The organism is Microbacterium sp. A84, from assembly GCF_051842815.1.
In the GTDB taxonomy this organism is placed as follows: Bacteria; Actinomycetota; Actinomycetes; order Actinomycetales; family Microbacteriaceae; genus Microbacterium.
This window is the reverse complement of sequence record NZ_JBPXMS010000004.1, coordinates 161,510-174,003: the sequence shown is the minus strand read 5'-3', so window position 1 is coordinate 174,003 and position 12,494 is coordinate 161,510. Positions and strand designations below refer to the sequence as shown.

Annotated in this window: 9 protein-coding genes; 5 read left to right on the top strand and 4 right to left on the bottom strand. The window is 63.9% G+C overall.

The features are described from left to right. Positions 1–8: 8 nt before the first annotated feature. Both mgrA and ACSU04_RS15630 read left to right on the top strand, forming a co-directional pair. Positions 9–1,076 carry an L-glyceraldehyde 3-phosphate reductase gene (gene mgrA / locus ACSU04_RS15635; RefSeq protein ID WP_439280601.1) on the top strand — a complete coding sequence of 356 codons (1,068 nt, stop codon included), beginning with the start codon at positions 9–11 and terminating at the stop codon, positions 1,074–1,076. Between the two features lie 7 nt (positions 1,077–1,083). Then, on the top strand, positions 1,084–2,019 hold the full coding sequence (locus ACSU04_RS15630; RefSeq protein ID WP_439290218.1) for a 4-(cytidine 5'-diphospho)-2-C-methyl-D-erythritol kinase: 936 nt from the start codon (positions 1,084–1,086) through the stop codon (positions 2,017–2,019). Between the two features lie 164 nt (positions 2,020–2,183). Here the strand turns inward: ACSU04_RS15630 and mmsB are convergent, their stop codons facing one another. The 3 genes from mmsB to chvE all read right to left on the bottom strand — a co-directional run bounded on the left by mmsB (position 2,184) and on the right by chvE (position 6,190). Further along, positions 2,184–3,407: a multiple monosaccharide ABC transporter permease gene (gene mmsB, locus ACSU04_RS15625; protein ID WP_439280599.1), complete on the bottom strand. Its 1,224-nt coding sequence runs from the start codon at positions 3,405–3,407 to the stop codon at positions 2,184–2,186. Next, positions 3,404–4,957, bottom strand: a complete 1,554-nt coding sequence (gene mmsA, locus ACSU04_RS15620; RefSeq protein WP_439280598.1) for a multiple monosaccharide ABC transporter ATP-binding protein — start codon at positions 4,955–4,957, stop codon at positions 3,404–3,406. Before mmsA ends, mmsB begins: the two co-directional genes overlap by 4 nt. 84 nt (positions 4,958–5,041) lie before the next feature. Then, positions 5,042–6,190, bottom strand: a complete 1,149-nt coding sequence (gene chvE / locus ACSU04_RS15615) for a multiple monosaccharide ABC transporter substrate-binding protein (RefSeq protein ID WP_439290217.1) — start codon at positions 6,188–6,190, stop codon at positions 5,042–5,044. Positions 6,191–6,364: 174 nt separating this feature from the next. Between chvE and ACSU04_RS15610 the strand changes: the two genes are divergently transcribed. From ACSU04_RS15610 to ACSU04_RS15600, 3 genes are all read left to right on the top strand, one after another. Beyond that, positions 6,365–7,891 (top strand): ATP-binding cassette domain-containing protein, encoded by a 1,527-nt coding sequence (locus tag ACSU04_RS15610; protein ID WP_439280596.1) that lies wholly within the window; start codon positions 6,365–6,367, stop codon positions 7,889–7,891. 86 nt (positions 7,892–7,977) lie between these two features. Continuing rightward, positions 7,978–9,138, top strand: a complete 1,161-nt coding sequence (locus tag ACSU04_RS15605) for an ROK family protein (RefSeq protein WP_439290216.1) — start codon at positions 7,978–7,980, stop codon at positions 9,136–9,138. Positions 9,139–9,206: 68 nt separating this feature from the next. After that, complete coding sequence (locus ACSU04_RS15600) at positions 9,207–11,024, top strand: ABC-F family ATP-binding cassette domain-containing protein (RefSeq protein ID WP_439290215.1); 1,818 nt, start codon at positions 9,207–9,209, stop codon at positions 11,022–11,024. Here the strand turns inward: ACSU04_RS15600 and ACSU04_RS15595 are convergent. Beyond that, on the bottom strand, positions 11,005–12,492 hold the full coding sequence (locus ACSU04_RS15595) for an MFS transporter (protein WP_439290214.1): 1,488 nt from the start codon (positions 12,490–12,492) through the stop codon (positions 11,005–11,007). The genes ACSU04_RS15600 and ACSU04_RS15595 overlap by 20 nt on opposite strands. Positions 12,493–12,494 lie beyond the last annotated feature (2 nt).

Genomic DNA, 12,494 nt, shown 5'->3' with positions numbered 1-12,494 from the left:
CTGGAGGCGTGACTGAAACGCCGCGCTTCCCCACCAACATCGCCGAACTCCACCGCCCGTACGTGGCGAAGGAGGATCGCTATCAGCAGTTCGAGTACCGCCAGGTCGGTACGTCCGGGCTCTACCTGCCGCCGATCTCACTCGGGCTGTGGTGGAACTTCGGAGATAACATCCCGATGGACAACCAGCGCGCACTGCTGCGCCACGCGTTCGATCGCGGCATCACGCACTTCGACCTCGCCAACAACTACGGCCCGCCCTACGGCTCGGCCGAGAAGAACTTCGGTCGTGTCTTCGCCGAGGACTTCCGTCCGTACCGCGACGAGCTGATCATCTCGTCGAAGGCCGGCTATGACATGTGGCCCGGTCCCTACGGCAACTTCGGCAGCCGCAAGTACCTCCTCGCGAGCGCCGAGAAGTCGCTGACGTCGATGAACCTCGACTACGTCGACATCTTCTACTCGCACCGTGTCGACCCCGTCACGCCGATTGAGGAGACCGTCGGGGCGCTCGACACCCTGGTACGCCAGGGCAAGGCGCTCTACGTCGGAATCTCCTCGTACAGCGCTGAGCGCACCGCGAAGGCCGCAGCCGTCGCGAAGGAACTCGGCACCCCGCTGGTGATCCACCAGCCCTCGTACTCGATCCTCAACCGCTGGACCGAGGCCGAGCTCAACGACACACTCCGTACCGAGGGTCTCGGGGCCATCGCCTTCACGCCGCTCGCACAGGGACTGCTCACCGACAAGTACCTCGGGGACGGCACGGCGGATCGGGCCCAGAAGCGCCGATCGATCTCTGAGAAGCCCCTTTCGGCTGAGGGCCTCACCATCCTCCGCGGACTGAACGAGATCGCCAAGGAACGCGGGCAGACGCTTGCACAGATGTCGCTGCAGTGGACGCTGCGCGATCCGGTGGTCGTCTCGGCCCTGATCGGTGCTTCGCGCCCCGAACAGATCGATGAGAACATCGCAGCGATCAACGGCCCGGCGTTCTCGGACGACGAGCTGGCACGCATCGACGCGCTCTCCAACGGCATCGACGTCGACCTTTGGGCTTCTTCGTCCACTCTGTGAGACATCCATGAGCCTTGCCGCGGTTCCCGAAGCAGTGCACGTGCGTGCGCCGGGGAAGATCAACGTGTACTTGGGGGTGGGTGGCCGTCATGACGACGGCTACCACTCCTTGGCGACGGTGTTCCAGGCGGTGTCGCTCTACGAGGACGTCATCGCCTATCCGGACGACGGCTTCTCGTTGAGTGTGTCTGGAATCGACGATCCCAGCACCGTACCGGTGGATGACCGGAACCTCGCGATGCGCGCGGCGAAGATGCTCGCAGCGGCGACCGGATACACCGCTGGTGTGCACCTCGAACTGCGAAAGAGCGTGCCGGTCGCCGGCGGAATGGGCGGCGGTTCAGCGGATGCTGCGGCCGCTCTCGTCGCGTGCGATGCGCTGTGGAACACCGGGCTCTCGCCCCAGCGTCTGCACGAGCTTGCCGCTCGACTGGGGGCCGACGTGCCCTTCGCGTTGCACGGCGGCACTGCGGTGGGAACGGGGCGTGGAGACCAGCTCAACCCTGCCCTCGCGCGAGGGCGGTTCGACTGGGTGCTCGTGACCAGCGAGGCGGGGCTGTCGACACCCGCGATCTACGCGCGCCTCGATGAGCACCGTGCCCAAAACGGCGCCCTCGCCGATGACCCGCCGCTGTCACTCGATGTGCCGATTCCGGTGTTGCAGGCGTTGCGTGCGGGAGATCCGCACTCGCTGGCCGCGTGCATGTACAACGACCTTGAGGTTCCAGCACTGCTCGAGCGACCCAGTCTCGATGAGGTCATCAAGGCAGGGCTCGAGGCCGGTGCTCTCAGCGGTATCGTCTCCGGCTCCGGCCCGACGATCGCCTTCCTCTGCGAGTCGCCGGAGAGCGCACGATACGTGCAGGGTGAGCTACAGGCCTCCGGCCGTGTGGCTCTGCACGTGCACGGACCGGTGGCTGGCGCACGCATCATCTCGGCCTGAGGCCACTTCGGCCTGAGCTCACTTCGGCCTGAGATCACTTCGCCCTGAATTCGAACATCGTGCTCACGCTCGACCTTGCCGGTCGGCCGGTGGCGCTGGCGACGCCGGAGGCCGGAGCACATACGACGCTCCGGCCTCCGGGTACTACGATCTACGATCTGCGCTCAGCGCACTGTTCCCGCGCGGCGCTTGTTGTAGATGTCGAAGGCGACCGCCAGTAGCAGGACGAGACCCTTCACGATCTGCTGGCTGGACTGCGGGACACCCATTAGCTGCATGCCGTTCGTCATGACAGCCATGACTAGGCCGCCGACGAGCGCTCCTCCGACGCGTCCGACGCCGCCCATCGTGGAGGCACCGCCGATGAAGCATGCCGCGATCACGTCGAGCTCGAACATGTTCCCCATACCGGGCTGCGCGCCGTTCGATCGCGATGAGAATACCGCTGCCGCGATGCCGGTCAAGAAGCCCATGTTGACGAAGATCCAGAAGTTCACGCTTCGCACATTGACACCCGAGAGGCGGGCAGCCGACAGGTTGCCACCCACTGCGTAAACGTGACGGCCGAACACCGTGCGGTTCGCGATCACCTGATACACCAGGATGAGCACGGCGACGATGATCAGGACGATCGGGAAGCCACGGTTGTATGCGAGGGCCCACGCTAGGGCCAGCAGCACGGCGGAGATCACGACGAGCTTCAGCACGAAGAGTGGCATCGACTCCACGGTCTGGTTGTACCCCTGACGCGTGCGACGGTTGCGCAGCGAGGAGACAACGATACCGATCACAGCAAGGACACCGATGACGAGAGTGAAAATGTCTACGGTCAGGGGCACGGCCTTCAGGCCCTCGCCCTGGCCCACCGTAATTGACCCGAAGGTGCCGTCCAAGAATCCGCTGGCGACGTCACGGTAGGCAGTCGGGAACGGCGACAGCGACACATTATCGAGTACCAGCCAGGTGAGACCCCGGAACAGCAGCATGCCAGCCAAGGTGACGATGAACGCCGGAATTCCGGCGTACGCGACCCAGAATCCCTGCCATACGCCCACCAAGATACCCGTGACGATGGCTGCGATCACGCCGACCCACCACGGCATGCCCATGCGGATGACGAGAACGGCCGAGACGGCGGACGCGAACGCGAGGACCGAACCGACCGAGAGGTCGATATGACCGCCGACGATCACCAGGATCATGCCCAGCGCCATAATCAGGATGTGCGCGTTCTGCAGCACTATGTTCGTGACGTTTTCCGGGCTGAGCAGCGTTCCTCCGGTGAGGATCGTGAACAGCAGGATGATCGCGACGAATGCGATATAGATGCCGGACGTGCGCAAGTTGTGGGTCAGTAGGTCTTTGACCTCGGTGAAGACGTTATTCATGCCGCGGCCTCCTTCGTGGCAGAGTTTTCAATTGTCATCAGGGACATGAGCGCTTCCTGCGTCGCATCGGCGACGGGAAGCTGCCCGGTGATTCGCCCGTAGGCGAGGGTATAGATGCGGTCGGACAGCCCGAGCAGTTCGGGCAGTTCGCTGGACACCAGGATGACCGCCTTGCCCGCAGCCGCGAGCGCACCGATGATCTCGTAGATCTCGTACTTGGCACCGACGTCGATGCCTCGGGTCGGCTCGTCGAGGATCAAGACTTCAGGGTCCGTGTACAGCCATTTCGCCAGCACGACTTTCTGCTGGTTGCCGCCGGAGAGATTTCCGACGGTCTGGGCGACGGTTCGCGACTTGATGTTGAGATCTTTGCGGTACTTTTCCGCGACTTCCACCTCGCGGTTTCGGTCGATGAACGGCCCCGCGGATGTCAGCTTGCCCAGGGCAGCGGCGGAGATGTTCGTCTTGATGTCGGTGATCAGGTTGAGGCCGTATTCCTTCCGGTCCTCCGACACATACGCGATCCGATTGGCGATCGCATCTTTCACCGTACGCGTGGAAATTTCCTCGCCATGCAGGAAGACCTTGCCTGAGGCATCTCGTCCGTAGCTGCGTCCGAAGACGCTCATCATGAACTCGGTGCGGCCAGCGCCCATGAGCCCGGCGATGCCGATGATCTCTCCGGCGCGCACAGAGAGCGAGGCATCGTCCACGACGACGCGGCCCTGCTGCGTCGGGTGCAGCACGCGCCAGTTCTCGATACGGAAGATCTCCGCGCCGATGTTCGGCGTGCGTTCGGGGAACCGGCGATCCAGCGATCGGCCGACCATGCCCCGGATGATGCGATCCTGGGTGGCGTCGGGGCCGTGCATGTCGACGACTTCAATTGCCTGCCCGTCCCGGATGATCGTCGTCGAATCGGCGATATCGACGATCTCGCCGAGTTTGTGACTGATGATGATGCAGGTGATGCCCTGCTCACGAAGGCCACGGAGCAGGTTGAGTAGGTGTTCGGAATCGGAGTCGTTGAGTGCGGCGGTCGGCTCGTCGAGGATGAGCAGGCGGACGTTCTTCGTCAGCGCCTTGGCGATCTCGACGAGCTGCTGCTTGCCGACGCCGAGCTGGCCGACCGGCGTCGTCGGATTTTCATGGAGTCCGACGCGCGCCATGAGGGTTGTTGCTCGCGCGTTGGCCTCGTGCCAGTCGATGAGACCGCGCTGGACGATCTCGTTGCCGAGGAAGATGTTCTCGGCGATCGAGAGGTACGGAACAAGGGCGAGCTCTTGGTGGATGATGACGATGCCGGTGTGCTCGGAGTCCTTGATCGCGTTGAACCGCTGCGGTTCCCCGTCGAAGATGATCGAGCCGTCGAATGAACTGTGCGGGTACACGCCGGACAGCACTTTCATGAGGGTGGATTTTCCGGCGCCGTTCTCGCCGCAGATCGCATGGATCTCGCCGCGGGCGACGGTGAGCGTGACATCGTCGAGCACCTTGACGCCGGGGAAATTTTTGGTGATGTTGCGCATCTCGAGGATAGCGTCGGACATCGCAGCTCCTGTCTGTGAGTGGGTGACAGCAGTTGTGACGTCCGTCTGCCGAGCCGGCTCGGCAGACGGACGTCACAATGCGGATCAGTCGGCGACGCCTGCGGTGATCTCTTCCGCGGTCCAGTACTCGGAGTCGACTAGCAGCGAGGTGATGTTGTCCGCCACGACGATGTCCGATTCGAGCAGGTAGGCCGGGACGACCTTCACTCCGTTGTCGTACGTCTCAGTGTCGTTCGCCTCCGGGGTCTCGTTCTTCGCGAACGCGTCGGCGGCCGCCACTGCCTGAGTGGCGAGTTTGCGCGTGTCCTTGAAAATGGTCGCGTACTGCACGCCGTCGGCGATCATCTTCACCGACGCGATCTCGGCGTCCTGACCGGAGACGATCGGCAGGCCGTCTTCGATGGTCGAGCCGTAGCCGGCGTTCTCAAGAGCCGTGATGATGCCGCGCGAGATGCCGTCGTATGGAGCCAGCACGCCGTCGAGTGGCTTGGTGCCACCGTCATACGTGCTGGTGAGAAGGTCCTCCATGCGCCTCTGCGCGGTGGCCTGGTCCCAGCGCAGCGTCGAGACGGTATCCATCTCGATCTGCCCGGACGTGACGGTGATCCGGCCGTCATCGAAGTACGGCTGCAGCGTGTCGATCGCACCCTGGTAGAAGAACTTCGTGTTGTTGTCGTCGGGCGATCCGGCGAATAGCTCAACGGCCTTGGGGTCGGTCGCGCCGGTCTCCTCGTTGTTCTCGTCAAGGAACCCGAGTCCGCGCAGCAGTGACTGCGCCTGCTGCACTCCGACGGTGTAGTTATCGAATGTGACGTAGTAGTCGACGTCTTCGGTGCCGTTGATCAGTCGGTCGTATGCGATGACCGGAATGCCCTTGCTGGCAGCGTTCTCAAGCTGAGTCGCCAGAGCGGTCCCGTCGATGGACGCGACGATGAGGATGTCGGCGCCGTTCGTGATCATCTGGTCAAGTTGCTGCTGCTGACGCGGGATGTCGTCGTTCGCGAACTGGAGGTCGACGTCGTAGCCGGCCTCTTCGAGCTGCGACTTGACAGCATCGCCGTCGGCGATCCAGCGTTCCGAGGTTTCGGTTGGCATGGCGACGCCGACCGTGATGTCACTTTCCTCGGCGCTACCTTCTGACTCGGAAGCAGGGCTGCTTGCGCAGGCTGCGAGTCCGAAGGCGAGGGCGAAAGCACCGGTAGTTGCTACTGCACGCAGGACGCTTTTTCTCATTGCAATCTCTCTTCCTTGAAAGGTTGGTGGTCCGTGCTGCCGGACCACCTTGTCGGCTGCGGTGAGGCGCTCATGCGCTTTCCGCTCCCGAAGCATTGCATATTGACGTGCCTGTGGACAAATTATTTTTTTCGATACCATGGGAGAACCCGATCGACGCGGAGAGGTGGTGCGATGCCCGAAACAGTGCTGCGCATGGCGAGAGTCACGAAGCGCTTTCGAGGAGTTGTGGCGCTGAACGACGTGTCCCTCGAAGTGCGCCGCGGCGAAGTCCACGCGATCTGCGGCGAGAACGGCGCGGGAAAATCGACGCTCATGGAGATCCTCAGCGGGGTGCATCCGCACGGAACGTTCGAGGGGACGATCAGGTTCGAGGGGCGCGACATGCGGTTCCGTTCCCTCGCTGACAGCGAGGACGAGGGCATCGTCATCGTGCACCAGGAACTGGCGGTCGTTCCACAACTCTCCATCGCCGAGAACATCTTCCTCGGGCACGAGGTCGCCCGGTTCGGCCTTGTCGATGAGGCAACCACGTATATTCGCGCGGCTGAGCTCATGGCCAGGGTTGGGCTCCACGAGAGTCCGGCGACGCGGATATCCGAACTGGGGATAGGCAAGCAGCAGCTGGTCGAGATCGCGAAAGCGCTGGCCAAGGATGTCAAACTGTTGATCCTCGACGAACCGACCGCTGCGCTCGGACGCGACGATTCCGATCGGCTGATGGCGCTGATCGACCGGATCCGCTCACAGGGGATCACCTGCGTGCTGATCTCGCACAAACTGAGTGAGGTCTTGGCAATCGCCGATCGGATCACAGTGCTTCGCGACGGCGCGACGATCGAGACGATGCGTAGCGATGACCCGGACACCGACGAGGGCCGGATCATTCGAGCGATGGTCGGTCGCCCACTCGACGATCTTTTCCCGCCGCGCGAACCGGACATCGGCAATGAGCTGTTCCGCGTCGAGAACTGGACAGTTCACCACCCCGGCGATGCCCAGCGTGTCGTGATCGACGATGTGAGCTTCCACGTGATGGCGGGTGAGATCGTGGGAATCGCCGGTCTCATGGGTGCCGGGCGGACCGAGCTTGCGAGGAGCATCTTCGGCCGGTCGTACGGCTCTGTGATTACCGGGTCGGCATTCAAACACGGTGAGGAGATCGAGCTGCGGACGATCCGGGAGGCGATCGGTCACGGCATCGCCTACGCGCCGGAGGATCGCCGACATGACGGACTCAACCTGCTCGCCTCGGTGCAGACGAACATCTCATCGGTGGCACTGGGGCGCCTCGCTCACCGGGGGCTGGTCGATGGCGTCCGCGATCGCAAGGTGGCAGAGGCGTATCGCTACAAGATGAACATCAAGACGCCGAGCGTGAGCGCACCAGCCGCGACGCTCTCCGGTGGTAATCAGCAGAAGACCGTGCTGTCGAAATGGATCTTCAGCAACCCCGAGGTGCTCATCCTCGATGAGCCCACCCGGGGCATCGATGTCGGTGCCAGGTATGAGATCTACGGGCTGATCAACGAGCTCGCGGCCCAGGGTAAGGCGATCATCGTGATCTCCTCTGAGCTTCCGGAGGTGATCGGGCTCTCCGACCGGGTTTACACCCTCGCGCACGGGCGCATCACCGCCGAAGTGGCCAGAGCGGATGCCACACAGGAGCTGCTCATGCGACACATGATGGTCAAGTTCTGATGGCTCCGAGGCAACACATGGTAGAGCGTGACTTTTCCGTACCTTCCGCAGTCGCCCGTCCGGCCGCGCGCACGACGAATGAGGACGTGCGACAGCAGAACCTGTCCTCGGTGCTGCAGCTGGTGCACGGGTCCGGCGCCATGTCTCGATCGGAGATCGGCGCGCTGACAGGGCTGAATCGTTCGACGGTGACGGGCCTGGTCCAGGAGCTCCTCGATCTGCAGGTCGTGTGCGAAACATCGGTGAAGCCCACCGGCCGCGCCGGCCGTCCGTCACTGGGTGTCGCGGCCGACGACCGCGTCGTCGCGCTGAGCGTGACTGCCGACCCACACGCCGTTTCCGTGGCTTTGGTCGGCCTGGGCGGGACCGTGCACTCGCGGGTCCGCCACGACCTCGCCAAGCCCCCGAGCCCGAGGCGTTTCACGCAGCTCGCTTCGTCGCTGATCGACGGTATGCGCGCAGACATCGATCGCCACTACCGACTCGTTGGAGCGGGCGTCGCAGTTCCCGGCCTCGTCGACCACAGGGGTGCGGTGCTGCTGTCGCCCTCGCTCGGCTGGCGCCGGGAGAACCTGGCGCATCGTCTCGCGGACGCACTCGGGATGGAGGTGACCGTCGGCAACGATACAAGCGTCGGCGCGATGGCGGAGACGAGGTTCGGCGTCGGGCGCGACGTCGACAATGTTCTCTACCTGAGCGGTTCCATGAACGGCATCGGTGGCGCTCTGGTCCTCGATGGCGCTCTGGTGCGCGGCACCTCCGGGTTCGCAGGAGAGTTTGGCCACACGGTCATCAACACGTCCGGAGCGCTCTGCTCCTGCGGCCGCCGCGGGTGTCTCCAGATCGAAGTGCATCCGGTGAAGGTGCTTGCACTGCTGGGCAGACGAGGCCTAGACGAGGACGAACTCGACATCGAACTCGGACTCGTGCGCGACCCCGTGATCCTCGCCGAGGTGGCCAGACAGGTCGATGTGCTTTCGATCGCGCTGACCAACTTCGTCAACGCATTCGCGCCCCAGATGGTTGTGCTGTCCGGCTACCTCGGCGTGCTGCTGGCGACGAGCCGTGAACGCCTGTCGGCCGCTGTGCGGCTCCATCCCGTGGGCGCGGAGGGTCGCACCGTCCGTCTCGAGCGTGCGCGCATGAGGTCGCACCTGATGCAGATCGCACCGGCTGAGCTCGCCTTCGAATCGCTGCTCAACGATCCGGTGTCCAAGGGCTTCGAGGATATGACCCCGCTGGAGTGACGCCGTACCCGCTCGAGCCTTGTGCTTGGGCGGCTTCTCCCATGTATGACGACTACCCTTGAGACGACATGGCACATCTTCTCGGGGCCGAGGCCCTCCACCTGGAATACCCGACCAAGGTCGTTTTCGACTCCATCACCCTCGGGATCGAGGAGGGGGATCGGATCGGCATCGTCGGACGCAACGGCGACGGCAAATCCAGCCTGCTGGCAATGCTCGCTGGCCGCAAGGAGCCGGACGGCGGACGCGTGACAATGCGCGCGGGCACCACCGTCGGCGTGCTGGATCAGGCAGACACACTCGATGACTCCCTCACGATCGCCCAGAGCGTCGTTGGCGACGTTCCGGAGTACGAATGGGCTGGTGACTCGCGCGTGCGCGACGTCATTCAAGGGTTGCTCGCCGACCTCGACTGGAACGCGCCTGTGCTGGGTCTTAGCGGTGGCCAGCGTCGCCGCGTCGCCCTCGCCACCCTCCTCGTCAAGGACTGGGACATCATCGCGCTCGACGAGCCGACCAACCACCTCGACGTCGAGGCGATCACCTGGCTCGCAGGACATCTGAATAAGCGCTGGGCAGTGAACTCTGGCGCCTTCCTCGTCGTCACACACGACCGGTGGTTCCTCGATGAGGTGTGCACCGAGACGTGGGAGGTGCACGACCGTATCGTCGAGCCTTTCGAGGGCGGCTACGCCGCGTACATCCTGCAGCGCGTCGAGCGTGACCGGATGTCGTCGGTTGTTGAAGCCAAGCGTCAGAACCTCGCCCGCAAGGAGCTCGCGTGGCTGCGCCGGGGCGCACCCGCACGTACAGCCAAGCCCAAGTTCCGCATCGATGCCGCGAACTCGCTCATCGAGGACGTCCCCGAGATCCGCGATGCCGTCTCGCTGCAGTCGCTCGCCGTCTCGCGGCTGGGCAAGGATGTCGTCGACCTGTTGGATGCCGGTGTCACCTACCCCTCGACAGGCTCGGGGATCGGCGAGGGCGAGCGTGAGGTGCTCCGCGATGTGGAGTGGCGGATCGCTCCGGGAGAGCGCACCGGGATTCTGGGCGTCAACGGCGCCGGAAAATCGACGCTCCTCGGACTCGTCGCCGGCACTATTGAGCCCACCAGCGGTCGAGTGAAGCGAGGCACGACCGTCAAGGTGAAGACGCTGACTCAGCGAACCGATGAACTGACCGCGGTCTGGAACGACCCGGTGCGCAAGGTCGTCGCGAGCCTGCGCACGGAATACACGTTCGGCGCAGGCTCCAAGTCGCAGTCACTCACTCCCAGCCAACTGCTGGAGCGTCTCGGCTTTTCGTCCGCTCAGCTCTCGACTCCGGTGAAGGATCTCTCCGGTGGCCAGCAACGCCGACTGCAATTGCTGCTCGTGCTGCTCGAGCAGCCGAACGTGCTGATTCTCGATGAGCCGACCAACGACATGGACACTGACATGCTCGCTGCGATCGAGGACCTCCTCGATTCATGGCCGGGCACGCTCCTCGTGGTGAGCCACGACCGGTACTTCATCGAGCGGGTCACCGACCAGCAGTTCGCCGTCATGGGCGGAAAGCTCCGTCACCTGCCAGGGGGAGTGGACGAGTACCTTCGCCTGCGCACCGCCGAGCAGAATTCCCCGAAGTCGGCATCTGCCTCGGCATCCACCCGGGCATCCGGTCTGGAAGGCGCAGCCCTCCGCACTGCTCAGAAAGAGGTCGCGGCCGCCGAGCGGAAGATCCAGAAGCTGACGCAGCAGATCGACAAGGCCAAGCATGCTCTCGTCGAGCACGATCAGTCCGACTACGAGGGTCTCGCCGACAAGATGAAGCGAATCAGCACGCTGGAGGCAGAGGTCGAGACCTACGAGGCGCGCTGGTTGGAGCTCAGCGACCAGCTCGGCTGAGCTCGCGCGGAATCGCAGCGGTGATGAGGGCTGCGACGATCGCACTCACGCAGCCGATGAGCAGCGAAACCACGAATCCTGCGTGTGCGGGGAGTGCGTGCTCGCCGTAGGAAAAGACCATCGACGCCAGGACGACGCCGATGACGGCGGATGAAACAGACGTGCCGAGCGACCGCATGAGTGAGTTGAAGCCGTTGGCAGCCGCCTTGTCGCTGGCGGGCACCGAGCCCATGATGAGGGCAGGCATCGCGCCGTACGCGAAGCCGATGCCGCATCCGGTGATCGTGCTGCTGGAGGCCATCAGGATGAGCGTCCACATGATTGTTGTGCTGTCGGCCGGGCCAGGCTCACGAGCACCGATCGTGGCGAGAACGAGAGTCGCCAGACCGTAGCCGGCAGCAATCACGATGCACGCCATGATGAGGGTGGTCCGCGGTCCGCGAGTGCGACTGATCGAGGCGCCGAGCTTGGACACAGCCATCATGCCGAGGCCCATCGGTGCGAGCCAGAGGCCCATCTGCACCATGTTCTGCCCGAGGCCGTAGCCGATCTCGGTGGGCAACTGCATCACCTGAGGCACGATCAGGTTCATGGCGTACATCGCGAAGCCGATGAGGATCGACGCCATGTTCGTCAGCAGCACGACGGGCGCGACGGTGGTGCGAAGATTCACCAGCGGTGCGCGTCGACCGAGTTCATATTTGCCCCACAGCATCAGCACGACGATGGCGACGACGAAGCAACCGAGAGTCAGACCGCTCGTCCAGCCCCACTCCGAACCCTTGGAGATGGCCAGCAGCAGCGCTGTGAGTCCGATCGCAAGACCGATTGCACCGACGTAGTCGAACCTGCTCTCGTTTCGAATCGCATTGCGGGCGGGAACCACTTTCATGAGAGCGACCGCGACGAGGACCGCCGCGAGACCCGTCGCCCAAAAGAGCACTCGCCAGCTCGCGAACTGGCTCACTCCCGCAGCGATCGGCAGACCGAGGGCACCGCCGATGCCCATCGAGGAGCTCATCAGAGCGATCGCGGCCCCGACCTTCTCCTTCGGGAGGATGTCATGCAGGAGAGAGATGCCGAGCGGAATAAGACCGCTGGCGAGACCCTGCAGCCCGCGCCCCACGATCATCGTCACGACGTCGCCCGCGATCGCGCAAATGACCGATCCGAAGATGAACGGGATGATGGCGATTAGCATCATCCGCTTCTTGCCGTACATGTCGGCGAGACGCCCGGCGATCGGCGTCGAGATCGCGCCGGTCAACAGCGTGATGGTGATGATCCACGAAGTGTTCGTTGCATTCGTGGCGAAGATTTGGGGCAGGGTGCCGAGGATTGGTATCACCAGGGTCTGCGCGAGCGACACCACGATGCCGGCCGCGGCGAGCACCGCGATGACAAGGCCGGGGCGAACGAGTGGAGCGCCGTGCGTGGGCGTGCTGTCGGTGCGGGGAATTGTGGTCACTT